General features: G+C 44.0%; 28 protein-coding genes and 2 riboswitches. Of the genes, 23 read left to right on the top strand and 5 right to left on the bottom strand.

What is annotated here, in order from left to right; translation table 11 throughout:
- The first annotated feature begins 40 nt into the window (after window positions 1-40).
- From comGC to QNI08_RS18635, 6 genes are all read left to right on the top strand, one after another.
- On the top strand, window positions 41-349 hold the full coding sequence (gene comGC, locus QNI08_RS18660) for a competence type IV pilus major pilin ComGC (protein ID WP_285768900.1): 309 nt from the start codon (window positions 41-43) through the stop codon (window positions 347-349).
- Complete coding sequence (gene comGD, locus QNI08_RS18655; protein ID WP_285768899.1) at window positions 342-797, top strand: competence type IV pilus minor pilin ComGD; 456 nt, start codon at window positions 342-344, stop codon at window positions 795-797. Before comGC ends, comGD begins: the two co-directional genes overlap by 8 nt.
- A complete protein-coding gene (locus tag QNI08_RS18650; protein WP_285768898.1) occupies window positions 784-1,017 on the top strand; it encodes a hypothetical protein in 234 nt (77 codons plus the stop codon). Before comGD ends, QNI08_RS18650 begins: the two co-directional genes overlap by 14 nt.
- A gap of 51 nt (window positions 1,018-1,068) precedes the next feature.
- Complete coding sequence (gene comGF / locus QNI08_RS18645; protein ID WP_285768897.1) at window positions 1,069-1,548, top strand: competence type IV pilus minor pilin ComGF; 480 nt, start codon at window positions 1,069-1,071, stop codon at window positions 1,546-1,548.
- The gene (gene comGG / locus QNI08_RS18640) at window positions 1,541-1,927 is read left to right on the top strand and encodes a competence type IV pilus minor pilin ComGG (protein ID WP_285768896.1); all 387 of its coding nucleotides are present in this window, start codon (window positions 1,541-1,543) and stop codon (window positions 1,925-1,927) included. The genes comGF and comGG overlap by 8 nt, the downstream gene beginning before the upstream one ends.
- A gap of 101 nt (window positions 1,928-2,028) precedes the next feature.
- Complete coding sequence (locus QNI08_RS18635) at window positions 2,029-2,214, top strand: YqzE family protein (protein ID WP_100531647.1); 186 nt, start codon at window positions 2,029-2,031, stop codon at window positions 2,212-2,214.
- Window positions 2,215-2,606: 392 nt separating this feature from the next.
- On the opposite strand, the gene QNI08_RS18630 is transcribed toward QNI08_RS18635, so the two are convergent.
- Window positions 2,607-3,407 carry a YqhG family protein gene (locus QNI08_RS18630; protein ID WP_285768895.1) on the bottom strand — a complete coding sequence of 267 codons (801 nt, stop codon included), beginning with the start codon at window positions 3,405-3,407 and terminating at the stop codon, window positions 2,607-2,609.
- On the bottom strand, window positions 3,385-5,073 hold the full coding sequence (locus QNI08_RS18625) for a DEAD/DEAH box helicase (protein ID WP_285768894.1): 1,689 nt from the start codon (window positions 5,071-5,073) through the stop codon (window positions 3,385-3,387). Before QNI08_RS18625 ends, QNI08_RS18630 begins: the two co-directional genes overlap by 23 nt.
- Before the next feature lie 286 nt (window positions 5,074-5,359).
- Window positions 5,360-5,447, top strand: a riboswitch (glycine riboswitch).
- A gap of 3 nt (window positions 5,448-5,450) precedes the next feature.
- Window positions 5,451-5,531, top strand: a riboswitch (glycine riboswitch).
- Window positions 5,532-5,604: 73 nt separating this feature from the next.
- On the opposite strand from QNI08_RS18625, the gene gcvT reads away from it, so the two are divergent.
- The 3 genes from gcvT to gcvPB are packed head-to-tail and all read left to right on the top strand — an operon-like array spanning window position 5,605 to window position 9,558.
- On the top strand, window positions 5,605-6,744 hold the full coding sequence (gene gcvT, locus QNI08_RS18620; protein WP_285768893.1) for a glycine cleavage system aminomethyltransferase GcvT: 1,140 nt from the start codon (window positions 5,605-5,607) through the stop codon (window positions 6,742-6,744).
- A 17-nt stretch (window positions 6,745-6,761) separates the two neighbouring features.
- Complete coding sequence (gene gcvPA / locus QNI08_RS18615) at window positions 6,762-8,108, top strand: aminomethyl-transferring glycine dehydrogenase subunit GcvPA (RefSeq protein ID WP_285768892.1); 1,347 nt, start codon at window positions 6,762-6,764, stop codon at window positions 8,106-8,108.
- A complete protein-coding gene (gene gcvPB, locus QNI08_RS18610) occupies window positions 8,101-9,558 on the top strand; it encodes an aminomethyl-transferring glycine dehydrogenase subunit GcvPB (protein ID WP_285768891.1) in 1,458 nt (485 codons plus the stop codon). The genes gcvPA and gcvPB overlap by 8 nt, the downstream gene beginning before the upstream one ends.
- 114 nt (window positions 9,559-9,672) lie before the next feature.
- Here gcvPB and QNI08_RS18605 read toward each other — a convergent pair whose 3' ends face one another.
- Window positions 9,673-10,056 carry a rhodanese-like domain-containing protein gene (locus QNI08_RS18605; RefSeq protein ID WP_285768890.1) on the bottom strand — a complete coding sequence of 128 codons (384 nt, stop codon included), beginning with the start codon at window positions 10,054-10,056 and terminating at the stop codon, window positions 9,673-9,675.
- 216 nt (window positions 10,057-10,272) lie between these two features.
- Here QNI08_RS18605 and QNI08_RS18600 point away from each other — a divergent pair, with 216 nt between their 5' ends.
- The 4 genes from QNI08_RS18600 to QNI08_RS18585 all read left to right on the top strand — a co-directional run bounded on the left by QNI08_RS18600 (window position 10,273) and on the right by QNI08_RS18585 (window position 16,305).
- Window positions 10,273-11,109: a lipoate--protein ligase family protein gene (locus tag QNI08_RS18600; RefSeq protein ID WP_285768889.1), complete on the top strand. Its 837-nt coding sequence runs from the start codon at window positions 10,273-10,275 to the stop codon at window positions 11,107-11,109.
- A gap of 388 nt (window positions 11,110-11,497) precedes the next feature.
- Entirely contained in the window at window positions 11,498-14,068 is a 2,571-nt protein-coding gene (locus QNI08_RS18595; RefSeq protein ID WP_285768888.1) for a vitamin B12-dependent ribonucleotide reductase, read from the top strand.
- Window positions 14,069-14,314: 246 nt separating this feature from the next.
- Entirely contained in the window at window positions 14,315-15,340 is a 1,026-nt protein-coding gene (splB, locus tag QNI08_RS18590; protein ID WP_285768887.1) for a spore photoproduct lyase, read from the top strand.
- Window positions 15,341-15,423: 83 nt separating this feature from the next.
- Complete coding sequence (locus QNI08_RS18585; RefSeq protein ID WP_285768886.1) at window positions 15,424-16,305, top strand: patatin-like phospholipase family protein; 882 nt, start codon at window positions 15,424-15,426, stop codon at window positions 16,303-16,305.
- Between the two features lie 316 nt (window positions 16,306-16,621).
- Here QNI08_RS18585 and QNI08_RS18580 read toward each other — a convergent pair whose 3' ends face one another.
- Together QNI08_RS18580 and QNI08_RS18575 are read right to left on the bottom strand one after the other, a co-directional pair.
- Complete coding sequence (locus tag QNI08_RS18580; protein WP_285768885.1) at window positions 16,622-16,996, bottom strand: SA1362 family protein; 375 nt, start codon at window positions 16,994-16,996, stop codon at window positions 16,622-16,624.
- 136 nt (window positions 16,997-17,132) lie between these two features.
- The gene (locus tag QNI08_RS18575) at window positions 17,133-18,086 is read right to left on the bottom strand and encodes a DUF1385 domain-containing protein (protein ID WP_285768884.1); all 954 of its coding nucleotides are present in this window, start codon (window positions 18,084-18,086) and stop codon (window positions 17,133-17,135) included.
- 333 nt (window positions 18,087-18,419) lie between these two features.
- Here QNI08_RS18575 and QNI08_RS18570 point away from each other — a divergent pair, with 333 nt between their 5' ends.
- From QNI08_RS18570 to spoIIIAF, 10 genes are all read left to right on the top strand, one after another.
- Window positions 18,420-18,932: a YqhR family membrane protein gene (locus QNI08_RS18570; RefSeq protein ID WP_285768883.1), complete on the top strand. Its 513-nt coding sequence runs from the start codon at window positions 18,420-18,422 to the stop codon at window positions 18,930-18,932.
- Between the two features lie 95 nt (window positions 18,933-19,027).
- On the top strand, window positions 19,028-19,474 hold the full coding sequence (aroQ, locus tag QNI08_RS18565) for a type II 3-dehydroquinate dehydratase (RefSeq protein WP_285768967.1): 447 nt from the start codon (window positions 19,028-19,030) through the stop codon (window positions 19,472-19,474).
- Window positions 19,475-20,536 (top strand): M24 family metallopeptidase, encoded by a 1,062-nt coding sequence (locus QNI08_RS18560; protein ID WP_285768882.1) that lies wholly within the window; start codon window positions 19,475-19,477, stop codon window positions 20,534-20,536.
- Window positions 20,537-20,562: 26 nt separating this feature from the next.
- Window positions 20,563-21,120 (top strand): elongation factor P, encoded by a 558-nt coding sequence (gene efp, locus QNI08_RS18555; RefSeq protein ID WP_034308328.1) that lies wholly within the window; start codon window positions 20,563-20,565, stop codon window positions 21,118-21,120.
- A gap of 603 nt (window positions 21,121-21,723) precedes the next feature.
- Entirely contained in the window at window positions 21,724-22,656 is a 933-nt protein-coding gene (spoIIIAA, locus tag QNI08_RS18550; RefSeq protein ID WP_285768881.1) for a stage III sporulation protein AA, read from the top strand.
- Window positions 22,649-23,164, top strand: coding sequence for a stage III sporulation protein SpoIIIAB (gene spoIIIAB, locus QNI08_RS18545; RefSeq protein WP_285768880.1), 516 nt, complete (start codon window positions 22,649-22,651; stop codon window positions 23,162-23,164). The genes spoIIIAA and spoIIIAB overlap by 8 nt, the downstream gene beginning before the upstream one ends.
- Window positions 23,165-23,184: 20 nt before the next feature.
- Window positions 23,185-23,388, top strand: a complete 204-nt coding sequence (gene spoIIIAC / locus QNI08_RS18540) for a stage III sporulation protein AC (RefSeq protein ID WP_034308319.1) — start codon at window positions 23,185-23,187, stop codon at window positions 23,386-23,388.
- A gap of 8 nt (window positions 23,389-23,396) precedes the next feature.
- Window positions 23,397-23,792, top strand: a complete 396-nt coding sequence (gene spoIIIAD, locus QNI08_RS18535; protein WP_100531630.1) for a stage III sporulation protein AD — start codon at window positions 23,397-23,399, stop codon at window positions 23,790-23,792.
- 33 nt (window positions 23,793-23,825) lie between these two features.
- A complete protein-coding gene (gene spoIIIAE, locus QNI08_RS18530; protein WP_285768879.1) occupies window positions 23,826-25,034 on the top strand; it encodes a stage III sporulation protein AE in 1,209 nt (402 codons plus the stop codon).
- A 16-nt stretch (window positions 25,035-25,050) separates the two neighbouring features.
- Window positions 25,051-25,659, top strand: a complete 609-nt coding sequence (gene spoIIIAF, locus QNI08_RS18525) for a stage III sporulation protein AF (RefSeq protein WP_285768878.1) — start codon at window positions 25,051-25,053, stop codon at window positions 25,657-25,659.
- Window positions 25,660-25,664: the final 5 nt, after the last annotated feature.

Below are 25,664 nucleotides of genomic sequence, written 5' to 3'. Positions count from 1 at the left end.
CGGACCATCGGGAATCAGGTGGTTTCAGGAGCAGGTTGATATGAAGAAAATTTTGGATGAAAGAGGATTTACCTTAATCGAGATGCTTATTGTTTTACTTGTCATATCGATACTTTTGATCATAACCATCCCCAATATCACCAAGCATCAATCGACGATCCATTCTAAAGGATGTGAAGCGTTCATAAAGATGGCTCAAGCACAAGTACAGGCATATGAGATTGACAATGCCAAGCTTCCTATGAGCATCAACGAATTGGAAAATCAAGGCTATCTTAAGCAGACAACCTGCCCGAATGGAGAAGAAATCAGTATGGATAAAAAGGGAAAGATCACGATCGTTGAGTAGCAGAAAAGGAATAGTGAAGGCAGCCAACGGATATACCATGTCGGAAACATTGATTGTGCTCGTCATTTTCGTACTGCTGCTTTCCGTAACCCCCAATTTATATCCAAGCTTCAATAAAGGTATGGAAGAAAGAATGTTTCTTTTCCAGCTTCATGAGGATATTTTCTATGCGCAACAATATGCGATCAGCCATGAAGGATTGCTTTACCTCCATATCGATACCCGTAATAAGGTATATACCGTTTCCTCATACAATGAAGGAATGATCCTTGAGCGTAAAATACCGGCGGATATCCAATTTTCGAATGCGACTTTGGGATATAGCTTTCACTTTAATCAGTATGGAAATATATCAAAAGCAGGAACGATGATGATTGAGACATCAAAGGGGAAATACAAATTGGTTCTGAATATCGGTAAAGGGAGGTTCAGGATTGAGGAATTGTAAGGGATATGTCTACCTTGAGCTGATGGCTGCCTTTTCCGTTTGTATATTTTTGGTGCTGTCGATTTTCCCGATTCTTGAGAAAGTGATGACCGACCGCAAAAATATGATCATGAAAACGGAAGCCCATCATTTGTTGTATGAAAAATTGACGGCGTTCATGGATGGGGAGCAACAAGGAATGGAGAAAGAATTCATGATTCAAAAAAAACGTACCGCATGATTTGGCAGGAAGATGGTGACTCATCGGGAAGCATGGAAGGATGTGTATATTATGAAAATGCGTCGGGAAAAGATGAATCGGTTTGTGATATTGCGCCAAAATGATGGCTTTACGATGATTGAAATGCTTTTTTCACTACTGGTTTTGATGTCAATCTCTCTTTTTGTCGTACAGCTTTTTTCAATCATCCAAACCCAGGTGAGGGCCATTGACAAATTGCATCCTAAAGAGTGGGAGGTTTTTACCATGCAGATGCATCAGGAGATACGGAGTTCCAAATCCCAGGATGTAAACGGAAATCGGTTATATTTGCTTTCAGGTGATCAATTAGCATCCATTGAACAATATGAGGATAAGGTTCGAAGGAGGGTGGATGGCAAGGGACATGAAGTCATCTTGCAGAATATATCGAGATTTCAGGTGAAGAAGGATGGCAGTGTCATCGTCCTAGACATAACGGATAAGGCAGGGACTACTTTTAGCCGAAGTTTTCATCCATTCCTTAAAGTGGAGCAGGAAGCCGATGAATAATCAAAAAGGAGTCGTATTCCCGATGGTGCTAATTATCGCCAGTGTTTTCATCATACTGATGGTTTTAATGATTGATCAATTTATCATTGATAAAAGATTTTATAAAGAAGTGGAAGAATCGCTGGTAGCAGACCATCTTGTCCACCTTGCCGTCAAGGAAGTGACGGCAGGGTGGGAGAAGGAACCTCAAGTAGTTTTCCAAGGCGACATTTCTTATCCGAATGGTGTGGTGCGGTATTCGCTACTGAAGCAAGAAGGTAGATATGCCTTTATCGAATTTTCCTCCACGACTAAAAACGATCGAGTGGGCAGGATCGTCATCCAATACGATCAAGAGGAGGGGAGGGTGGTGGAATGGATCGAAAAACAGATTGGGTGAATGTTTTCTACAAGCGGTTAACGATAAGCCGAGCCTGTTAAGGATGAAGCAGGGAATAAAAGGAGCGGAATTCGGGCATACTTATTTGAGGGTGATTTAATATGTCTACTAACGCTTATATCAAATATTTGACGCAGCAGTTTGTCGAGTATTTTAATCTGACCAAAAAAGAACGAAAAGAAAAACGCCGTCATAAAAAAGAGGATAAAAATCACGGGATGTCCCATTGGTTTGGCATTGTCCCTTTTGCATTGACGATGTTTGTAAGGAAGAATATCAAAAAATGAAACTGATGTCCTTCATTGTACATGGACATCTCAAACTGTAGACAAACTCAAAAATGATAAGGGGTTTGTCTACAGTTATTTTGTTTATACTGAAATTCGATTCATTCCACTCTGCATTAGAAATATAAGAGTGGATTCCAATTGCCCACAGGTAGAGATGTGTATAATGAGCGTTTCACTGTGGGCGCTCGCTTTCCCCGGGCGGTCCGTGAGCCTCCTTAGGCGCCTTCAGCCTACGGTGTCTCACGTGCCGCGCATTTCCCGCAGGAGTGCCGCGCCTTACGATTCATTCATATTAGTGTGGGAATGAAGTGGTAATCCCAATTGTTGTAGGAAATGTTCATGAGCCGTCGGTTTCCAGCTGGGACCCAGTTTCCAGAGTCGCCGGAGGTCTATCCTAATGCACGTTCTGAAAGGTAAAATAATCCTCCGTTAATGATTGATATTCGTATATTCGGTTCGTATTGGGCCTTGAGTGCCTCTTTTTCGGTAAAATAGCTATCGCTTTTTTCTTCCATATCTTTGTAAAAATGCTCCAACAACTTCAAGTCATCCTGCCAGCGCTTCATCGCTTCCTCCGCCCATAAATGATCATCACCCTCGAAACTGGTTCTAATGTATGTATCGAGTCTTGCCAATCCACTTTTAGGCATGATGAGGGGTGAAAGGGTAAAGGAGTAATCTGGTATCTTTGGTGTGACTTTGATTGGCAAGAGCCGATTGTGAAAACCTTCCATGATTTCTCCTGATATGAGATTCAGGCCAATGGACATAAACGTATCTTTTTTACGATCGCATTGATAAGATATTTTCACATTAAGTGTCAGCCAAGGAAATAATGGATTATTTCCGCCGCTTTTGACTGGAGGGGCATTCTCAAAAAGTCTCGTATACCCTGCCAGCTTCTTCGTCGATTGAATAATCTGATGAAGGCGGGGGGAACCGAAATGAATCATTTCTCCCTTCAAATCCGCCGGCGCTTGTTCTGGGTTGGTTATGAAGGTGATTACTGCAGGGTTCGGGATCCCTCCCGTTTTTTCAAGATAGTGCCAATAAAAAGGGCGGTTCATCAATTCTTTATCCATGTCGATTGACAATTGAACGGTGAGATGGGAGCCGCCATCGTTCAGTATTTCGCAATCATTGGCCTGAAAGTAGGTACGTAAAAAATCATGAATTTCCTGTTGCTGCATGAACCTCACCTTCCTTCATGGATTGAGCGAATTGGATTAACGACGAAAAGTTATCCATCTTGATTTTCATTTCGCCCTCGGTTTTGGACTCGCCGACTACATCTATTAAATATTCTTCAATATTGCTGATGTCCAATTTGGTTAAAATATCATCCAATTCCCCAATCACCTTTTCGAATAAATTAATCTTTTCGTATAGTAACTTGAGAATATGCTCTTCGACCGTATTTTTGGTGGCAAAGTTATAAATCCTGACATCTTCTTCCTGACCCAGCCGATGGATCCGCCCGATCCTTTGCTCAAGCCTCATTGGGTTCCATGGCAGGTCGAAATTAATCAAGTGATGGCAAAACTGCAGGTTTATCCCTTCTCCGCCAGCTTCCGTAGCAATCAGCACCTGAATGTTCTTTTGGAACAATTCCCGCATCCAATCTTTCTTTCCGCGCTTGAAGCCGCCGCGAAAAGGGACCGAGGATATGCCGTTTTGCTGTAAATACCATTGCAAATAGAGCTGGGTGGCCCGGTATTCGGTGAAAATGATCACTTTATCATCAATTTTCTTGATAAGCTCCAGAGCCTTTTCGGCTTTTGAATTCTGCACCGTTTCATTCACTTTTGTAAATAAATCATCAAGCTTTTCCATATAGTCGGGAGAAGGGTCTTCATATTTAGCTTTCATATTTTTTAAAGTGTAGTAGACGGCCTCCCTGCTTGAACAAGCCTCCCTTTGAAGAGTGAGAGCGGAAAAGGTACTTCCCTTTGTTCCCTCTGAAATAGGCTTGAATTGGGAAACAGCATCATATAAGGCTTGTTCGGTGGGAGAAAACTCGATGGTGATGGTTTCCACATGCCTTTTTGTCCATTCGATCCCTGTATCGGCCCTTCGATTGCGAATCATGACGGTGTTGACCAATTCCTTAAGGTGCTCATCCTCGATTATGTTTCTGCCTTTTCCTTTATATTTTTCTGAAAAGAGCGAAGCATTTCCCAAATGCCCTGGTTTCAGCAAGGATACAAGGTGAAAGATTTCCTCTACCTTATTTTGGATCGGAGTTGCAGTCAGGAGCAGGCAAAATTTCTTTTTCAGATTTTGGACGAACTCATAGTTCTTCGTTTTATTATTTTTTAATTTATGAGCTTCATCAATGATGATGAAATCATATTCCTGATTAAAAATGATATCGCGATGGGGGGCCCTTTTCGCAGTATCGATGGAAGAGATGACGACATCGCAAGATTCCCAAACATAACTTTTCCTCTGGGCGACTGCAGGGATATGAAATTTCGTATTCAGTTCGAATGCCCATTGCGATACAAGGGAAGCCGGTACAAGGATCAATACTTTTTTGACAAGGCCGCGTATCATATATTCCTTTAAAATCAGTCCGGCTTCGATCGTTTTTCCGAGCCCCACCTCATCTGCCAAAATGGCCTTGCCATTCATCTTTTCCACCACTTGTTTTGCTGCCTCCAATTGATGGGGAAGCGGGGTTAGATGCGGTAGATGCTTGGGTGCCTGTAATCCTTCGAAATCCGGAATGATCAGGTTTTCCTCCATTTGAACAGCCAGCTTATACAGCTCCCAATTGCCCCATGGTCCGTCATTTTCAATTTTTTGCAGAAACTCGTCATTCCATTCGGAATTGGAGGATATATTGATTTTCATAAAAAAACTCCCTCTTACATCATAATTTCCTTAATATAAGGTCAAAATCCGAACATTACATATGTGGAATAAGAAAAATATTTATCTTCAAAAGATATTGCAGAGATAAGTTTCTTAGGGTAGGATATAAGTATATTTAGAAAATTCCAATTTTCCACGTTTGGAGTACTTTGATTTGTGGTTCGCGTTTTATTAGTATGGGCCATAGGCTCCCGCTTTATCCAAGTAACTGAAGATAAAAGAGGTGGCAGTGAAGATATTCCGTCGGTAAACCATTTATATGCGGTTGAAGATAAGGGGAGAGACTACGGATGTAGCGCCGAAGGAGCAAACTTAGCAGTGAATCTCTCAGGCAAAAGAACTCTTATTGGACGCGACTCTGGAGAGCGCCGCCGGTTGGACGGCCACCAAAGGGGAAAACCTATCATATAGGTAAACTTTCAGGTTTCAGGACAGAGAAAAAGCTCAAACGGGCTTTCTCTGTCCTTTTTTGTGCTTTTCCCATCTGAGTGATTAAGAAGTTTATGATTGATGAATCCAAAAATATCTGAGGGGGGTCATTTTTTGACCAATTTAAAAAGAACACCACTATTCGAGCTTTATCAGGAAAGCGGAGGCAAAACGATTGATTTTGGCGGCTGGGAACTTCCTGTCCAATTTTCAGGTATAAAGGATGAGCATGAAGCGGTCCGTACGAAAGCGGGATTATTCGATGTATCGCATATGGGTGAGGTTGATGTAAAAGGTCCTGGAAGCCTTCCTTTTTTACAAAAGATGCTGACCAATGATGTATCGAAGCTGCAGCAGGGCGGTGCGCTGTATACGGCTATGTGTTATGAAAACGGCGGGACGGTGGATGACCTCATCGTTTATAAAATGGCGGAGGATGACTATCTGCTTGTGGTCAATGCAGCGAATACCGAAAAAGATGTTAAGTGGCTGCAAGCTAATTGTCCGGAAGATGTCCAACTTACGAATGTTTCAAGTGACTATATACAGCTTGCCCTTCAAGGACCGGCTGCAGAGAAAATATTGCAAAAACTGTCGGGTGACACGGACCTTAGTGAAATCGGCTTCTTCAAGTTCAAGGAAAACGTCATGATCAATGGGGCCGAAACGATCGTTTCCCGTACTGGATATACAGGCGAAGATGGATTTGAAATCTACAGCCGAAGTGAAAACGGTCCGGCCCTTTGGCGGGCGATTTTGGAAGCCGGAAAGGAAGAAGGAATTCAGCCGATCGGCTTGGGTGCCAGGGATACACTAAGATTCGAAGCGAAGCTGCCGTTATATGGGCAGGAGCTATCAGCGGACATCACTCCAATAGAGGCGGGAATCGGCTTTGCGGTAAAAGTGGATAAGGAAGTGGATTTTTTCGGAAAAGCCGTTCTTGCTGAACAGAAGGACAAAGGGGCTCCCCGCAAGCTTGTCGGAATTGAAATGATCGACAGGGGCATTCCGCGTCATGGTTACAAGGTATACAGCGGGGACAAACTCATTGGCGAGGTCACGACCGGCACGCAATCCCCTACATTGAAGAAAAATGTTGGATTGGCGCTTATCGATAAGGAGTTTTCGGTGCTGGATGCAGCTGTGGAAGTGGAGATCCGCTCCAAACGTTTGAAAGCCGTTATCATACAAACACCTTTTTATAAAAAACCACGTAAATAGAGGGGAATGGTCAATAGATGAAACATCGTTATTTACCCATGACAGAGCAAGATCAACAGGATATGCTGCAGGTTATAGGGGTGCCCACGGTTGAAGAGCTTTTCAAGGATATCCCTGAAAGTGTTCGCTTTCAAGGAGAATATGATATTAAACCAGCCAAATCGGAACCAGCCTTAATGAAGGAATTATCGAGGCTCGCTTCGAGGAACGCGGATCTCAAAAACTATGCTTCATTCCTTGGTGCGGGTGTATATGACCATTATGCACCGGTCATCGTCGATCACGTCCTTTCCCGCTCGGAGTTTTACACAGCTTATACTCCTTATCAGCCGGAAATTTCACAAGGAGAGCTTCAAGCCATCTTTGAATACCAAACGATGATTTGTGAGCTGACGGGCATGGATGTGGCCAACTCCTCGATGTATGACGGGGGGACGGCGCTGGCTGAAGCGGCCATGCTTGCTTCAGGTCAGACACGCAGGAAGAAAATCCTCATTTCAGGAGCGGTTCATCCTGAATCGAGAGAAGTGGTCAAGACGTATGCGAAGGGGCAGCGCGTGGAAGTGATCGAGATTCCTTATAAGGACGGCGTGACCGATGTGGCTGCTTTAAAGGAACTGGCCAATGACGACATCGCGGGTGTGATCATCCAATATCCAAACTTTTTTGGACGGATTGAGCCTTTGAAGGAAATGGAAGAAATCATTCATGGCGTCAAGTCCATGTTTATCGTGTCCAGTAATCCGCTTGCATTGGGGGCTTTGGCGTCGCCAGGTTCACTCGGCGCGGACATCGTAACGGGAGATGCGCAGCCCTTCGGCATTCCTGCAGCATTTGGCGGACCTCATTGCGGATATTTTGCCGTCACGAATAAACTGGTGCGAAAAGTGCCTGGCCGGCTCGTCGGTCAAACGGTCGATGAAGATGGCAAACGAGGCTTCGTGCTGACGCTGCAAGCCCGTGAGCAGCACATACGCCGTGACAAGGCGACATCCAACATTTGCTCCAACCAAGCGTTGAATGCACTGGCGGCTTCCGTTGCCATGACAGCCCTAGGCAAAAAGGGCGTGAAGGAGATGGCTGTGCAAAATATTCAAAAGGCGCATTATGCAAAAAACGCTTTCATGCAAAAAGGATTGGAGATTGTGTTTGCTGGTCCTTCATTCAATGAATTCGTGATCAAACTTCCTGCTTCGTTTTCGGAAGTCAATAAGAAACTATTTGAAAAAGGAATGATCGGCGGCTTCGACTTAGGCTCCGTTTATCCTGAATTGAATGACCATATGCTTGTCGCTGTTACTGAACTTAGGACCAAAGAAGAAATCGATGCATTTGCGCAGGAATTGGGGGATCAACATGAATAATCAAGATCAATCACTCATTTTTGAAATCAGTACACCAGGACGCATCGGGTACAGCCTGCCGGAAATGGATGTGGAAGCTACTCCACTTGGAGAAATTCTTCCGGAGGGGTATATCCGTACAGAAGAAGCAGCGCTTCCCGAAGTGTCGGAGCTGGATATCATGCGTCACTATACAGCCCTTTCGAGGCGTAATCATGGTGTGGATTCAGGATTTTATCCGCTGGGATCATGCACGATGAAATATAATCCGAAAATCAATGAAAACGTTGCGCGTTATAACGGGTTTGCCCATATTCATCCATATCAAGATCCATCGACCGTCCAAGGGGCTTTGGAGCTGTTATTTGATTTGCAGGAGCATTTAACTGAAATCACCGGGATGGATCAAGTGACCTTGCAGCCTGCCGCAGGTGCACATGGTGAATGGACTGGATTAATGATGATCCGGGCCTTCCACGAGGCAAATGGCGATACAGAAAGGACAAAGGTGATCGTGCCGGATTCGGCCCATGGTACGAACCCGGCATCTGCCACGGTTGCCGGTCTTGAAACGATTACGGTGAAATCCGATGAAAATGGGTTGGTTGACCTTGAAGATTTAAAAAGAGTGGTGGGTCCGGATACGGCGGCCTTGATGCTCACGAACCCCAATACGCTTGGATTATTCGAGGAGAACATTTTGGAAATGGCTCAGCTTGTCCATGAAGCCGGCGGGAAGCTCTACTATGATGGAGCCAATCTGAATGCTGTGCTTTCCAAAGCACGCCCGGGTGACATGGGTTTTGATGTGGTACATTTGAATCTTCATAAAACCTTCACTGGCCCGCATGGAGGCGGCGGTCCGGGTTCCGGCCCTGTCGGTGTGAAAGCAGATTTGATTCCTTTCTTGCCGAAGCCGCTCGTGATTAAACAGGATGAGCGATTCACCTTGGATTATGACCGCCCGCAATCAATTGGACGGGTGAAGCCGTATTACGGAAATTTCGGTATAAATGTGAGGGCATACACGTACATTCGCTCAATGGGGCCGGACGGTCTTAAAGCAGTAACCGAAAATGCGGTCATCAATGCCAATTATATGATGCGAAGGCTGGAACCATTTTTCGATTTGCCATATAACCGCCATTGCAAGCACGAGTTCGTATTAAGCGGTCGCCGGCAAAAGCAATTGGGGGTCAGGACGCTTGACATAGCGAAAAGGCTCTTGGACTTCGGATATCATCCTCCAACCATTTACTTCCCGCTGAACGTAGAGGAAGGAATGATGATCGAACCGACTGAAACGGAATCGAAGGAAACTCTCGATGCTTTCATCGATGCAATGATCCAGATTGCCAAGGAAGCGGAAGAAACTCCGGAAATCGTCCAGGAAGCACCGCACACTACCGTCATAAAGCGGCTTGATGAAACACTAGCAGCGAGAAAGCCAGTTCTGCGCCATCAAGCGTAGCCTCTAGGGGCTGCAAGCAGAGGAAAAAATCCCAGCCGGCATGGCGGGGATTTTTTCTTGTTTATGTATCTTGTGAATGAACCCGTAATGCGAGGCCGACCCACATGCTATAGCTTATTTCTTTGCTTTGATTTTTCCGGTCCACATTTTGAAACCGCCTTTTAAGTGATAAAGTTCCCTGTATCCCTTTTTGTAAAGCATGGCCGCAGCTCTTCCGCTGATCATTTCGCTTTGGGCATACAAATAAACCGGCTTGTCCGGCCTGATCTCCACCAAGCGGGTTTTCATTTGTGTCATCGGGATGTTCCGTGCCCCCAAGATGTGGCCATTGTCAAATTCATTCGGTTCCCTAACGTCGATGAGCTGCACTTTTCTGTAGTTGGCAATAAACTCGTCCTGTGTCAATGTCTTTACGATTTTACGCTGGCGGTACCAATTAAAAAGTGAATACACAATGATCGCTCCTATGATGATGAGCAGTGTATATAATATTTCCAAGCATAAAAACTCCCTTCTACCTTAACGATTACAGACAATCTTTATTATATAATTGCTTTACCCAATAATCAAAAAGAATTTTCAGCAATTTCAGCATCAAACTTGATGTCCCTTCCTTTTTCAGAGTGATAAAGTCTGTTAAACTACTACATGTGAGTTTTTTATGGGGAATGACGAACTTGCCGAGATAAAATCTAATTGAAATGAGGGGTAAGGATGACGAAAGAAAAGTGGGGATTTATCGATTCAGGATATTGTTCACCAGCCTTTAATATGGCGTTGGACGAAGCATTATTGAACTGGCAAAGTCAAGGGGAAATCCCTCCCATCATACGCTTTTACGGATGGGATCCGGCGACATTATCGATTGGTTATTTCCAGAAGGCAAAAGCGGAAATCGATCTCGAGGAGGTCAAACGGCAAGGTCTTGGATTCGTGCGCAGACCTACCGGAGGACGAGCTGTCCTGCACGAGCATGAACTGACATATAGTGTAATCGTTCCGGAATCTTACCCAGGCATGCCTACCACAGTCACCGAGGCATATCGGGTTATTTCGGAAGGGATATTGATGGGATTCAGGAATCTCGGGCTGGATGCTTACTTTGCAGTGCCCCGAACCGATCAGGAAAAAGCGGCATTAAAGGCTCCCAAATCTTCGGTATGCTTCGATGCTCCGAGCTGGTATGAACTGGTCGTGGAGGGCAGGAAGGTGGCCGGCAGCGCCCAAACGAGACAAAAGGGAGTCATTCTTCAGCACGGCGCAATTTTACTCGATCTGGATGATGAAAAGCTCTTCAGTGTATTTAAGTTTTCCAATGACAGGGTTAAAGAAAGAATGCAAAAAAACCTGAGAAATAAAGCTGTGGCGATAAATGACATTGCTGGGAGAAAGATTGGCATACCGGAAGCGAAAGATGCTTTTGAAAAAGGTTTTGCAGAGGGGCTGTCCATCGATTTGGTCCCATACACCCTTACTGAACAGCAAATGCTGGAAGTGAAGGCCATCGCAGAAAGTAAATATGAGAGCGATGAATGGAATTTCATGAGATGAAATGGAAATGATCGGTTTGGATAATAAAAAAGTTTTTTCAGATTTGTTTGACCAAGAAGGCTTTTCCTTGACTGGATAAGCTCTAAAAGGGATGGGAAAAAAGCAAGGCCCAAATTAATTGAAATCTGTTGAAAAATTATTGTAAATCGACATTTTACTCCCCTTTGCTAACTATATTAATTGATTCATCGTTTGACAAAATGAAAAGTCAATTAAAAAAACACAATATATAGTGGTTAAAATAATTTACGACACACCATATGTTGATATTTGCGTTTCGCTATGATAAATTTAGGGTACTTGTTTAAGCGAAACGGACATGTAAGGCTACATATAGATTTTTGCGTCAGCAAGGACGGACTTTGAAACAGATAAAGGAGAGGGAATTATGTCGGTTGTAATAAAAGATGCTCTAAAGGTTGATCTAGAAAGGTTGAATAAGGATATTTCTTTATTTCCCCAAGTACACCCTGTAACGGCTGATATGAAAATGACGCATAAGGGTGTATCCCGTCTAGTCATGCTTGACCGCTATTCTTTTAAGGATACTGAAAAAATCACGCTCTCGGCAGGCGATTTTGTGGTGCTGACAATTAAGGAAGATCCGAAATTCCCGGCACGGGGTCTCGGATATATCGTTGAAATAGATTGGGAAACGAAAAAGGCCAAGGTATTGGTGGATGATGAATTCCGTGGCGTATTGGATAATCCCGAAGAAGTGGAGACGGGGATTATAAATCGTCCGCTTGATATCATCGAGAAGCCGCTTGAAATATTCTATGAGCAAATAGCAAAACGTAATGCAACGGGACTTGCTTCAGTGGAAAAAACGGAAGAAAAAAGGACGGAATGGTTCAATAAATTCTATGAAGAATTGAAAAACCTTAATTTCGTCCCGGCAGGACGTGTATTATATGGGGCAGGTTCCAATACGGATGTTACGTATTTCAACTGCTATGTAATGCCTTTCGTACCGGATTCCCGAGAAGGCATTTCCGAGCATAGAAAACAGGTTATGGAGATCATGAGCCGCGGCGGAGGAGTAGGCACCAACGGTTCGACCCTTCGTCCGAGAAACACACTGGCAAAAGGGGTTAATGGTAAATCCTCAGGTTCGGTGTCATGGTTGGATGACATTGCGAAATTGACGCATCTTGTTGAACAGGGCGGCAGCAGGCGCGGTGCACAAATGATCATGCTTGCCGATTGGCACCCGGATATTGCAGAATTCATCATTTCCAAAATGCAAAATCCACGGATCCTTCGCTACTTGGTGGAAAACACGAAAGATGAAGCCATCAAGAAATATGCGACGGATAAATTGAAGTTCACTGCACATACCGAGCAGGAAATGGCCATGTATCAAGGAATCATCAATTATAAAGAAATTCCTGGCCTTGGCGGGTTTAACGAGAAGATCATTAAGGATGCAGAGGAAAAACTCCGTACGGGCGGAACGTACAGTGTCCATAATCCTGATTTCCTTACAGGGGCCAACATTTCGATTTGCTTGACGAAGGAATTCATGGAAGCGGCAGAACGAGATGAAGAATATGAATTACGCTTCCCTGACGTAGAAAGTTACAATGCCGAAGAAATGGCCATTTATAATGAAGAATGGCATAAAGTCGGCGATGTTCGTGAATGGGAGAAAATGGGTCATAAAGTCCGAGTCTACCGTAAAATCCGCGCTAAAGAGCTTTGGAACTTGATTAACATTTGTGCGACATATTCCGCTGAACCCGGCATTTTCTTCATTGATAATGCCAATGAAATGACGAATGCGAAGGCTTATGGCCAACAGGTTGTTGCCACGAATCCATGTGGTGAGCAGCCACTTGCCCCATATTCAGTATGTAACCTTGCTGCTGTCAATTTGGCTGAGATGGCTGATAAAGACAATAAAACCGTCGATTTCGAAAAGCTTAAAGTAACGGTCGAAGTCGGTGTGCGCATGCAGGATAATGTCATTGACGCCACTCCTTATTTCTTGGAGGAAAACAAAAAACAAGCCCTTGGAGAGCGTCGGGTCGGCCTCGGTGTCATGGGTTTGCATGATTTGTTAATCTACTGTGAAACGGAATACGGCTCTGAGGAAGGAAATGTGCTTGTTGACAAGGTGTTTGAAACAATCGCGACTACAGCTTACAGAGCTTCCGTGGAACTTGCGAAAGAAAAAGGCAGTTTCCCGTTCCTGATTGGATCGACGGATAAAGAAACCGATGAGCTAAGAACACGTTTTACGCAAACCGGATTCATGGATAAAATGCCGGAAGACATCAAGGAAAGTGTCGCCGCTCACGGCATCCGCAACTCTCATTTACTGACAGTGGCGCCAACAGGAAGCACAGGGACGATGGTCGGGGTATCAACGGGGCTTGAGCCGTATTTCTCATTCACCTATTTCCGCAGCGGCCGTCTTGGTAAATTCATTGAAGTGAAGGCCGATATCGTCCAGGAATACTTGGATCGCCATCCGGAGGCAGGGACGGAAGAGCTTCCGAAATGGTTCATTTCCGCGATGGAATTAGCACCTGAAGCCCATGCTGATGTTCAATGCATCATTCAGCGCTGGATAGACAGCTCAATCAGTAAAACGGTCAATGCACCTAAGGGATATACGGTCGAGCAAGTCGAAAAGGTATATGAACGTTTATACAAAGGCGGAGCGAAAGGCGGTACCGTCTATGTGGATGGCAGCCGAGACAGTCAGGTCCTAACGCTTAAAGCGGAAGAAAACCAAATGGATGAGCAGCTTGAGATGGCTGAATTGAATGATGTGGAAGTAACGAAAAAAGTCGTATTGGTCGATACGATAAATGAACTGCGCTCGACGAATGTTACGATTGGTTCGGAAGTGGGAAACACTTGTCCTGTCTGCCGTAAAGGGGAAGTTCAGGAAATGGGTGGCTGTAACACTTGCACCAATTGCGGAGCACAATTGAAATGCGGGCTTTAAGCTAGCTGATAAGGCCGTTAAGGTGAGTTCTGCACCTTAACGGCCTTTTTTATGTTCAAGTAACCACTTTTACACCCTTTGGCCATTGCAATGAAACGGCCGTTTACCTCTACATATCTCCTACAATTTAATTTCCAACTAAAAACAATCATGAGGATAACAGAAAAAAGAAAAGCTATTTGTATCAATTAAATCGTTTTGTTCAAAATATTGCCTGAACAGAACCATAAAGGAATGGAGAAAGATATGAAACCATTTATCCCGCAGTTAGTATACATTGAACCAAAGGCACTGGAATACCCTCTTGGAAGGGAATTAAAGAAGAAATTCGAGGATATGAATATTGAGATCCGTGAGACAACCTCACATAATCAAATCAGGGACCTTCCGGGCGAAAACGATTTGCAGAAATACCGTGTAGCCAAATCGACGCTAGTCGTCGGAATCAGAAAAACCTTGAAGTTCGATACCTCCAAGCCGTCGGCTGAATATGCCATCCCGCTTGCCACTGGATGCATGGGGCATTGCCATTATTGTTATTTGCAGACAACACTTGGGTCAAAGCCTTATATTAGGACCTATGTGAATCTTGATGAAATCTTCGAGGCAGCCGAAAAATATATAGAGGAGAGAAAGCCTGAAATCACCCGTTTTGAGGCAGCCTGTACTTCTGATATCGTTGGCATCGATCATTTGACGCATTCATTAAAAAGGGCCATTGAATATTTTGGGAAAAGTGAATATGGGGTTTTAAGATTCGTAACCAAATTCCATCACGTCGATCATCTATTGGATGCAGAGCATAACGGGAAGACAAGATTTCGGTTCAGCATCAATTCCCGTTATGTGATCAAAAATTTCGAGCCAGGCACTTCGAGCTTCGAGGAAAGGATGGAGGCGGCTCGCAAGGTGGCGGGAGCAGGGTATCCGTTAGGGTTCATCGTTGCCCCGATTTATCGTCATGAAGGATGGAAGGAAGGCTATCATGAACTATTCGAGCGATTAAGCGTGGCATTGGAAGGTGTGGAAACCCCGGATTTGACGTTTGAATTGATCCAGCATCGGTTTACCGGCCCTGCTAAAAAGGTGATTCAAAAAAACTATCCGAAAACGAAATTGGAACTGGATGAATCGAAGCGAAAGTATAAGTGGGGGCGGTATGGAATCGGAAAATATGTTTATCAAACCGAAGAAGCCGCCGAACTGGAGTCAACCATCCGTGGGTATATAGCTGAATATTTCCCTGAAGCTGACATTCAGTATTTCACCTGATCAAGAAATTATCCAGATGAAATGGTCATAATTCGCCCTAATTCCGCTTAGAAATGTAAAGACCGGATTAGGGGAGGGCAGCTATGATTATTGACGGCGTTTTTTCCGGGGGCGGGATTAAAGGCTATGGTTTAGTGGGGGCCCTGCAGGAATTGGAGGATCGGGGATTTGTATTTCATAGGACAGCCGGTACGAGTGCAGGTTCAATAATAGCAGCCTTCGTGGCTGCGGGTTATACGGGAAAAGAAATGGAAGAGCTTTTTTTTGATATAGACTTAAGCAGCCTTCTTGATAAAAGGCGCGGGCTTTTGCCCGTTCCACTCGCGAAATGGCTCCTTGTATATTGGAAACTGGGGCTCTATAAGGGAGATGCAATGGAATCATGGATTGCCGGTAAGCTTGCGGAAAGGGGGGTGGTCACCTTTAAGGACGTTCGCCCGAATTCCCTCCGTATCATTACATCTGACATTACAAATGGCAAGTTGGTGGTACTTCCTGATGATTTGCCGAGCTATGGACTCGATCCGTTTACGTTCCCTGTGGCCAAGGCAGTAAGGATGAGCTGCAGTATTCCCTATTTCTTTGAGCCAGTTAAGATTGAAGTTGGGAAAAGCACATTCCTATTCGTTGATGGAGGTGTGCTGAGTAATTTTCCCATGTGGTTATTCAATTCAGATCATGTAAGGAAGGAGCGGCCGGTCATTGGCCTGCGCCTTAGTGTCGATGAAATATGGAAACCACATGAGGTGGACAATGCGGTTGAATTGTTTTCCGCCCTGTTCAAGACGATGAAAGATGCACATGACGCCCGTTACATTTCCAAGAAGCACGTCCAGAATATTGTGTTCATTCCGATGAAGGGGATTTCCGCCATGGATTTCAATCTGAATGACGAAAAAAAGATGGAGTTGATTAACCGGGGCCGTAAGCGGACGAAAGAATTCCTTAAGCAATGGAGCTATTGATGAACACGAAAGGATAGGACTCTTGATAAGAGGGTGGACACTGTAGGCAAACTCGGAGAGAATCGAGTTTTGTCTGCAGGCTTTTTTAGGTTCCGCACCTTTATCGTTCCTTTCCATTGCGGGTCTCCCTTGTTTCGCAGGGGGGAGTGCATCCTTCATTATGCTTCGCTTGGCCTTGAAGTACTACCCCTTTCGGCTGCATGGATCTGCAGTGCTTGAAAAGTTGAAAACCAGCAGAGGCTGCAGCGTATTCATTCAATTTTAAAGGGGTTCGGTATCATCCCGAACCCCTCTGTCTACAATCTGGACCAGGTTCTTAAAAAGAAGCCCGGTTTTTCTTTTTGTTCTTTTTTCCTTCGATGACGGTTAGATGGCTATCCGTTTTCTTTCTCACTTTAATTTTCTTTGAAGACTTTGCTGCAGAAAAGCTAGCCACATTATCCTTTTTCGATGTTCGGCTTTTTAGCCTTTTTTTCGATTGGCGGGCAGCCTTCCGGAATGCTTGCTGCTCTTTTTTTGCTGGTTTACCCTTTGTTAATCCGGTATAAATCATATAAATAATCCCTGCGACAATGGCTATTATGACAATGTTCCTAAAAAAGCCAATCGGGTCATTAAATAGTCGGCTCAATAATCCGAGGACTCCGAGGGCGATGATTCCGTATATCATGAAAGATATGAAACGTTTCAACAAAGACACCTCCTTAAGAGCATCATAAGCATTTTCTGCTTATTTTAAACATTCTTCATGTAAAATGTTTAAAAAAAATGAAGATCATTCCCTTAGGTAGTATATGTGATTTGGTGATTGTTTTGTGTATAGGTTTTTACACAATAACATCCGACTCTAAACCTTTTTCGGTTTCTTTTTCCATTCGCAACAGTTCATGGAAGGAAGCCAATGCGACTTCTACTTGGTCATCGGTTGGAGCCTTGGTTGTCAACAATTGAAGCCAAAGTCCAGGGTAGCCAAGGTAGCGCAAAACAGGAATATCCTTTAATTTGTTCGTTGCCTGCAATACTTCGAAGGCAATGCCGAGAACGACCGGGATGAGTAAAATCCGATTGACGACACGAAGCCATAACGGATCCGTCGGTACGAGCAGATAGACAAACATTCCTACAAAAACAGTAAATAAAATGAAACTGCTGCCACATCGATAATGTAGGCGGGAACTTGCCTGCACATTTTCCACAGTCAATTCTTTTCCGCCCTCGAAGCAATTGATCACCTTATGCTCAGCCCCGTGATATTGAAAGACTCGCTTGATCAATGGCGTTAAGGAGACTACATAAATATATACGAGCAGCAAGATCAGCTTGAATACACTTTCGACTAGCACTTGAGCAGTATGGCCTGGAAAAATGGGTTCCGTCAATTTAGCGAGAAAGACAGGGATTAAAGTGAAAAGCAATTTTCCGAATAGGAAGGAAATCACCCCGATCACGGCTACACCCAGCCACAGACTTAATTTAGAAGGATTTTTCGTTTCTTGTTTTATTTCGGCCTGCTTTTCCCCGTCTTCTTCCTCAAATTGTTCCGTGGAAAAATTCAGATGTTTCGAGCCGGTAGCACTGGATTGGATCAATGATACGATCCCCCGTAGAAACGGTATTTTTTTCATAATATTTACAGCAGGCTTCGATTCACGCGGTAAATGGTAATACGCGATCGTTGAATCCTTGCGGCGGACCGCAGTGACTGTGTGATGTTTGCCGCCGAACATGACGCCTTCCACTACAGCCTGCCCTCCATAAACGGGTTTTTGGATTTCGGACATTTCTACACCAACCTAATCGTTATTCACGTAGCTCTCTCATGGGTGCTAACATGTTTATTATCAAACATTACAAGGATTCGGACGAACTTCCAGGAAAGGAAATGCGCACCTGATCCCTGCCATGCTTTATGAATTGTTGAATCACGGGAAGAGATCACCCTGTGTACAATATAAACTTCAACAGAGGGTGCATATTTTCCTTTGTTGAAAGTCCATTATTTATGATTTAATCATACATAATAAAACGAAAAACCTCTAGTGAATCTCCTCCATAACAATAAAAAAAAATAGTTCTAAATAACAAAGGGCATACTACAAGCGGAGGTGTTTGATATGTCTTCTAATGAACATGGACAAAATCAACAGGAAAATCAAAGCATGCTACTCTATAACGCATTAATTATCGGTTTTGTTGGAGGCGCCGCAGCCAGTGCTGCTGGTATGATTGTGCACTATGTCAATTTCATGGATTTCAGTCCTAGGTTCATTCTTACTTCTTGGTCGAATATGGGTTGGATCGATCACTGGTTAGGTGCTGTCATGACCATCATCATTTTCGGCATCATATCCGTCGTGCTTGCCTTGATCTACTATGGCTTGTTTAAAAGGGTGAAGAGCTTCTTCTCGGGGATTATTTTTGGAGCGGTTTGCTGGGCTTTGTTGATTTTCGTTTTAAAGCCGATGTTTTCCGACTTGCCTGCCTTTTCAAAAATGTCGGCGAATACGATCATCACAAGTGCCTGCATTTTTATTTTATACGGACTTTTTGTTGGATATTCTATATCATATGATCATCAGGAATATATACGTAACAAAAACAGCGCTCAAAAGCAGCAGGAAAGCTAAAGGCAACTTAGTTGTAAAAAAGTAGTAAGACAATTTGCAATTATGGTAGAATGTTGGTGGTAAACATTCTTTTATGTATGAGCAGGTGTTGGATGATGACAAAAATCTTATTAATCAATGGTCCGAATTTAAATCGGTTAGGGAAGCGGGAACCGGCGCATTATGGATCCTCGACGCTTGCGGATGTTGAAGCCATGCTACAGCAGCAAGCGGAAGGGATGCATGTGGTATTCTCTTCTTTTCAATCTAACCATGAAGGAGCAATCATCGATAAGCTCCATTGGTCCGAAGATCATGGAATCGACGGGATCATCATTAATCCCGGTGCTTTTACTCATTACAGCTATGCGATTCGTGATGCAATTGCCGGAATCGATGTTCCAGTCGTGGAAGTGCATATATCGAACATCCATGCACGTGAAAGCTTTCGGCATGAATCAGTGACTGCACCGGTCACGGCGGGGCAAATTGTCGGTTTGGGGATACACGGATATGAATTGGCGCTGCAGGCGATCACAAAGATTGCAAAGGGGAGAAATTGAATGAAGAAACTTATTAGCTTAAGAGCTTCAATGGAAAAGGCGGGCATTGATGGCTTATTGATCACCAGTACATATAACCGCCGTTACATGACCAATTTTACAGGAAGCGCAGGTGTCGTCCTGGTTTCCCGTAATGAAGCGAAATTCATCACGGATTTCCGTTACGTGGAACAAGCTGCCAAGCAGGCGGCAGGCTATGAAATCGTTCAGCACACGGGTACCATCATCGAAGAAGTCGGTAGGCAGGTGAAAGAAATGAATATCGGCACACTCGGTTTCGAGCAGGAGCACCTGACCTTTGCAACCTACAAGGCATATGAAGCAGCTGTGGAAGCAAAACTTACCCCAGTGTCAGGGGTTATCGAGAATTTACGCTTGATAAAGACTTCATCAGAGATTAAGATATTAAAGGAAGCGGCTGCTATTGCCGATGCTGCCTATACGCATATCCTCGATTTCATCCGTCCAGGGATTACGGAATTGGATGTATCCAATGAACTTGAATTCTTCATGAGAAAGCAAGGGGCAACTTCTTCTTCTTTTGATATTATTGTGGCATCCGGCAAGAGATCGGCACTTCCGCATGGAGTGGCTACGGATAAAATCATTGAAAAGGGCGATTTTGTCACATTGGATTACGGAGCATACTATGACGGGTATGTGTCTGATATAACTCGGACATTAGCAGTTGGCAAGCCAAGTGAAGAACTTATTAACATTTATGACATTGTTTTAGAAGCGCAGCTGCGCGGTATGGCTGGGATCAAACCAGGCATGACGGGCAGGGAAGCGGATGCACTGACTCGTAACTTAATTGAAGAAAAGGGATTTGGACAGTATTTTGGACATTCGACCGGACATGGGATTGGTCTGGAAGTCCATGAAGGTCCAGCATTATCCTTGAGGTCTGATATCATTTTGGAACCAGGTATGGCCGTAACCGTAGAGCCGGGCATTTACTTGGCGGGTGTTGGCGGTGTGCGGATTGAAGATGATACAATCGTTACACTTGAAGGTAACGAAGCGCTTACTCATTCAACGAAAGAGTTAATCATTCTGTAAACATGTACATGTAGGAGGACAAATTTATGATTTCTGTAAACGATTTTCGCACGGGTGTTACGATTGAGGTAGATAACGGGATTTGGCAGGTTATCGAGTTCCAACATGTTAAACCTGGTAAAGGTGCAGCATTTGTACGTTCCAAGCTACGCAATTTGCGTACAGGTTCAATCCAAGAGAAAACATTCCGCGCAGGTGAGAAGGTCGCAAAGGCACATATCGAAAACCGAAAAATGCAGTACCTTTATGCAAGCGGTGATAGCCATGTATTCATGGATAACGAAACATATGACCAAATCGAGCTGCCTGCTTCAAGCATCGAGCGCGAACTGAAATTCCTTAAAGAAAATATGGAAGTCCATATCATGACCTTCCAAGCCGAAACACTTGGAGTTGAGCTTCCGAATACAGTTGAACTTGAAGTGGCCGAAACTGAGCCTGGAATTAAAGGCGATACATCATCAGGCGGTACGAAATCAGCTGTACTTGAGACGGGACTATCCGTTCAAGTCCCATTTTTCATCAACCAAGGTGATAAACTATTGATCAATACGAATGAGGGTTCATACGTATCACGCGCATAATTGCCGAAAGGCCGAGATTCATGTCTCGGCCTTTCAGTTTGTAGACAAAGGGGTTCGGAATTAAATTTCCGGACCCTTTTTATATTTCCCCTATATATGTTGGCTTGAAGTCAAGTGATGCATCGCTTGCTTGAAAATTTTTTTATCCCCTTATAGTATTCACTAGGTTTTTTATTTGTATTGAAAATCATTTCTTGACTTGATCTTCCGCATAGGGATGGTTGGTAATCCATGCTTTCTGTAGACAAAGTGGGCTTGCCAATTTAATCGAATCCGCTTTTATATGCTGTATATTTAAACAAAATGGTCCATATTCATAACGGTATGCAAGTTGATTGGAACATAAGAGAGAGGCTTCTGCGGGAATGGAATTGCCTTGTGGAAAAATCAACGATCAGGTAAAAAAATGATAAGGGTAAACACAAATATTAACGCGTTAGACTACGGCGGGGCTGAGATTCATGTCTCTGCTTTTTTTTTATATATGTTTAGCTGGGACCATAAACAATCAATTAATGCCCAGTTTCTTTAATAGCTTGGCATCAATAATGATTGAACGGCATATATTTTATTGAAAGTGGTGTATACAGGAGGATTGTCAAAATGGAAAGTATTCTTTCTTTTTTACCGAAAACCATATACGAACAGCTCCAGGGTATGACACCGATGATGATTGAAAAGATGGAAGAGCTGCGAATCCGGATCGGAAGGCCGCTTGAGGTCATTATAGGTGGGGAACCTTTCTTCTTTTCATATGCAGTGACCAAAACGGATGCAGATCAATTATTGAACCAAATCGGTCAATTTTCGTTGTATACGCTTGAAGAAGAATTAAAGCGCGGCTATATAACCATTGCCGGAGGCCATCGTGTCGGTCTTGCAGGCAAGGTGATTCTGGAAAATGGGGCCGTCAAGGCAATCAGGGATATATCCTCGTTCAATATTCGGATTGCCCGTGAAAAAGTGGGTGTGGCTGAACCGCTTACTCCATTTATATATGATGGGGAATGGCAGCATACCTTGTTGATCGGCGCTCCGCAAACAGGAAAAACGACGGTATTGCGAGATATTGCAAGAATGATATCAAGTGGAAGTGAAATGAAGGGCATTGCACCGCAAAAGGTGGGAATTGTGGACGAGCGCTCGGAGATAGCAGGCTGCGTTCATGGGGTGCCGCAGCTTGCATTTGGTACAAGGCTGGATGTCCTCGATGGTTGCCCTAAAGCGGAAGGGATGATGATGATGATCCGCTCGATGTCCCCGGACGTATTGGTCGTGGATGAAATAGGCCGGGCTGAAGATACTCAAGCAGTTCTCGAAGCAGTGAATGCGGGCATTAAACTCATGATAACAACACATGGACATACACTGGAAGAAGTGAAGAAGCGGCCCTTCATCGCAGAAATATTAAAACAAAACATCTTTGAACGTTTTATAGAGTTACAGAGAACGAAAGCCGGGGTGCGAAGCTGCAGAGTCCTCGATGCTGCTGGGGCTCATCTATTTTCGAATGAAAGTGTGAAGCCGCATGTTTAAATTGGTTGGTGCTGCAATCATCATCATAGCCACGACATGGGCCGGTTTCGAGGCTGCCAAAAAATTGAGCTTGAGGCCGCGGCAGCTAAGGCAGCTGAAAGTCGCCTTGCAATCGCTTGAAGCGGAAATCATGTATGGCCATACACCTTTGCAAGAGGCGTCAAGGAAGCTTTCCAAGCAGCTGGCAAAGCCTTTATCCAACTTTTTCGATACATTCGCCAATCGGCTCCAGTCTGGTGAGACCACGGTCAAGGAAGCATGGGATGAGAGCCTCAGGAAAATATGGCAATCGCTGGCCCTGAAGCAGGGGGAGTTCGAAATCCTTTCACAGTTCGGGAAGACCCTCGGAAAAAGCGATAGGCATCATCAACAAAAACAAATCATGCTGACGCTGGCACACTTGGAACGCGAAGAGAGCGATGCCCTCGACCGACAGGGGAAATATGAAAAAATGATGAAAAGTTTAGGTTTTCTAACGGGATTGTTATTGATCATCTTGCTGATGTAGTTTATGTGGGGGGAATGAAAATGGGCATTGATGTGGACATCATATTCAAAATAGCGGGTGTGGGGCTTGTTGTGGCATTTCTTCATACGATACTCGACCAGGTTGGGAAAAAGGAGTATGCCCAATGGGTGACACTTTTCGGATTCATCTATATTTTATTCATGGTCGCATCTGTAGTGGAGGACTTATTCCAAAAAATTAAATCTGTATTCCTATTTCAGTAAGGGGGGGATTGGCGATTGAAATCATAAAAATCGTAGCCATTGCCCTCGTTGCCACCTTTCTGGCCTTGATCGTAAAGGAGCAAAAACCAAATCTGGCATTCCTGCTTATCGTTTTTGTCGGATGCTCCATTTTTCTTTTTCTCGCAGATAAAATATACGAAATCATTTTAATGTTAGAGAAAATTGCAGTTAATGCCAATGTAAATACGGTATACCTAGAGACCATCTTGAAAATAATCGGAATTGCTTACATTGCTGAGTTCGCTTCCCAAATTACGAAGGATGCCGGGCAAGGCTCTCTCGCTTCAAAGATAGAATTGAGCGGGAAAATCCTGATCCTGGCGATGGCAATCCCGATTTTGACGGTCATTATCGAAACGATCATTCAGATGCTCCCAAGTTAATGGATTATTCCTACTAGTCAATGAGGTGAATGTATGAAGCAGCGGATGCCTTACTTATCGTTCCTATTCCTTTTACTCTTTTTTTTGCATACATCTGTTGGACAAGCTGCCGAAAATCCTGAAAATGGCGAAAGTGTTCAAGAGCCGATCATGCAGTCCGAACTGGTACAAGCCCAAATAGAACGACTGGGAGTGGATGATCTTAAACAATATTGGGATAACATTGTCACCGAATACGGGGGGTTCTTACCGGAAAGCCAGAAAGGCAGTTTCATGGATTTTGTAAGCGGAGATAAGAAGTTCTCCTTTGACCAGTGGTTAAAGGGCATTACAAAATTCGTTTTTCATGAACTGCTAGTCAACGGCAAGCTATTGGGCTCACTCATCCTGTTAACAGTTTTCAGCATGTTTTTACAGAATTTGCAGAACGCGTTCGAGCAAAGCTCCGTAAGTAAGGTCGCCTATGCCATCGTTTATATGGTGCTGATCATTCTGGCGCTCAACAGCTTTCACGTTGCGATTGAATATACGAAAGACACGATAGATTTGATGATCTCCTTCTTGATGGCGCTCATCCCGCTTCTATTGGCTTTAATAGCCGCGTCAGGCGGGCTTGTGTCAGCAGCTTTCTTTCATCCGGTTTTAATGTTTTTAATGAATACGAGCGGCATCTTGGTACAATTCGTCGTCCTTCCGTTATTATTCTTTGCAGCAATTTTAAGCATCGTCAGCACACTTACCGAACATTACAAAGTAACCCAGCTTGCCCAGCTTCTCCGTAACTTTGCCATCGGCATCCTTGGGGCGTTCATGACGATATTCCTTGGTGTCATATCCGTTCAAGGGGCATCCTCGGCTGTAGCGGATGGAGTGACGATCAGGACGGCCAAATTCGTGACGGGCAATTTCATACCGGTAATCGGTCGCATGTTCACCGATGCAACGGATACGGTCATCAGTGCCTCTGTGCTTCTGAAAAATACGGTGGGCCTTTCAGGCGTCATCATATTGCTGCTCATTACGACCTTTCCTGCGATAAAGATCCTGATGATTTCATTTGTCTATAAATTGGCAGCAAGTCTTTTACAGCCTCTTGGCGGCGGACCGGTCATCAAATGCCTCGACATCATCAGTAAAAGCATGATTTATATTTTTGCCGCATTGGCCATCGTATCGCTCATGTTCTTTTTAAGTATCACCGTAATCATAGCCTCTGGAAACATTACCCTGATGGTTCGTTAGAAAGGAGGAAGTCTTGGTGAGTTTTTTAGCTGGCTGGGTATCCAATATCATTGTATTCGTCTTGCTTGCCACTGTAATCGATATGCTCCTTCCCAATTCAGCTTTACAGAAATATGCCAAAATGGTCATCGGACTATTGCTGATCGCGATCATCATCACTCCAATATTGGGATTATTCAATAAGGACTTCGACGAAATTCTATCTGCCGCCACCAGCGAATTTCAAAATCAGAAAAAAAAAGATTTAGGAAATTTGACAGAAATGAAGAAAAAAGAAATACAAGCTACTCAGGGTGCATATATTTTAAAACAAATGGCTGTTGACTTAAAGACAGAGGTGGAAGAGGAGCTGATGAAGGATTATAACATGAAGATCAGTGAGATTGAGGTAGGAGTCAAGAATCAGGAAAATCCCAGCTTGGAAGACTTGCAAAATATCACCATATCTCTCGAAAAGGCTGAAGGGAAAGAAGACACTTCGATAGAGGCTGTTGCAAAGGTCGATATTAACGCAGAGCGGCCGTCACCTTCGAACGATGCCAATCTGGAGGCGGTCAAAAGTTTTCTGGCTACAAATTGGTCTGTCGATAAAGAGATCATTGAAATCGCCGGGGAAAGGAAGTGACTTAA

The organism is Peribacillus folii (genome assembly GCF_030271255.1).
Lineage (GTDB): Bacteria > Bacillota > Bacilli > Bacillales > DSM-1321 > Peribacillus.
This window is presented reverse-complemented; position numbering and strand designations above follow the sequence as displayed.

Bases quoted from the DNA above. Each gene is read 5' to 3' on its own strand.
- aroQ (WP_285768967.1), top strand. From the start codon at position 19,028: ATGACAAAAATCTTATTAATCAATGGTCCGAATTTAAATCGGTTAGGG.
- QNI08_RS18595 (WP_285768888.1), top strand. From the start codon at position 11,498: ATGTCGGTTGTAATAAAAGATGCTCTAAAGGTTGATCTAGAAAGGTTG.
- comGF (WP_285768897.1), top strand. From the start codon at position 1,069: ATGAAAATGCGTCGGGAAAAGATGAATCGGTTTGTGATATTGCGCCAA.
- spoIIIAA (WP_285768881.1), top strand. From the start codon at position 21,724: ATGGAAAGTATTCTTTCTTTTTTACCGAAAACCATATACGAACAGCTC.
- QNI08_RS18630 (WP_285768895.1), bottom strand. From the start codon at position 3,407: ATGCAGCAACAGGAAATTCATGATTTTTTACGTACCTACTTTCAGGCC.
- QNI08_RS18625 (WP_285768894.1), bottom strand. From the start codon at position 5,073: ATGAAAATCAATATATCCTCCAATTCCGAATGGAATGACGAGTTTCTG.
- spoIIIAC (WP_034308319.1), top strand. From the start codon at position 23,185: ATGGGCATTGATGTGGACATCATATTCAAAATAGCGGGTGTGGGGCTT.
- QNI08_RS18635 (WP_100531647.1), top strand. From the start codon at position 2,029: ATGTCTACTAACGCTTATATCAAATATTTGACGCAGCAGTTTGTCGAG.
- spoIIIAB (WP_285768880.1), top strand. From the start codon at position 22,649: ATGTTTAAATTGGTTGGTGCTGCAATCATCATCATAGCCACGACATGG.
- QNI08_RS18570 (WP_285768883.1), top strand. From the start codon at position 18,420: ATGTCTTCTAATGAACATGGACAAAATCAACAGGAAAATCAAAGCATG.
- splB (WP_285768887.1), top strand. From the start codon at position 14,315: ATGAAACCATTTATCCCGCAGTTAGTATACATTGAACCAAAGGCACTG.
- QNI08_RS18560 (WP_285768882.1), top strand. From the start codon at position 19,475: ATGAAGAAACTTATTAGCTTAAGAGCTTCAATGGAAAAGGCGGGCATT.
- comGC (WP_285768900.1), top strand. From the start codon at position 41: ATGAAGAAAATTTTGGATGAAAGAGGATTTACCTTAATCGAGATGCTT.
- gcvPB (WP_285768891.1), top strand. From the start codon at position 8,101: ATGAATAATCAAGATCAATCACTCATTTTTGAAATCAGTACACCAGGA.
- efp (WP_034308328.1), top strand. From the start codon at position 20,563: ATGATTTCTGTAAACGATTTTCGCACGGGTGTTACGATTGAGGTAGAT.
- gcvT (WP_285768893.1), top strand. From the start codon at position 5,605: ATGAATCCAAAAATATCTGAGGGGGGTCATTTTTTGACCAATTTAAAA.
- gcvPA (WP_285768892.1), top strand. From the start codon at position 6,762: ATGAAACATCGTTATTTACCCATGACAGAGCAAGATCAACAGGATATG.
- comGG (WP_285768896.1), top strand. From the start codon at position 1,541: ATGAATAATCAAAAAGGAGTCGTATTCCCGATGGTGCTAATTATCGCC.
- spoIIIAE (WP_285768879.1), top strand. From the start codon at position 23,826: ATGAAGCAGCGGATGCCTTACTTATCGTTCCTATTCCTTTTACTCTTT.
- QNI08_RS18600 (WP_285768889.1), top strand. From the start codon at position 10,273: ATGACGAAAGAAAAGTGGGGATTTATCGATTCAGGATATTGTTCACCA.
- QNI08_RS18575 (WP_285768884.1), bottom strand. From the start codon at position 18,086: ATGTCCGAAATCCAAAAACCCGTTTATGGAGGGCAGGCTGTAGTGGAA.
- QNI08_RS18585 (WP_285768886.1), top strand. From the start codon at position 15,424: ATGATTATTGACGGCGTTTTTTCCGGGGGCGGGATTAAAGGCTATGGT.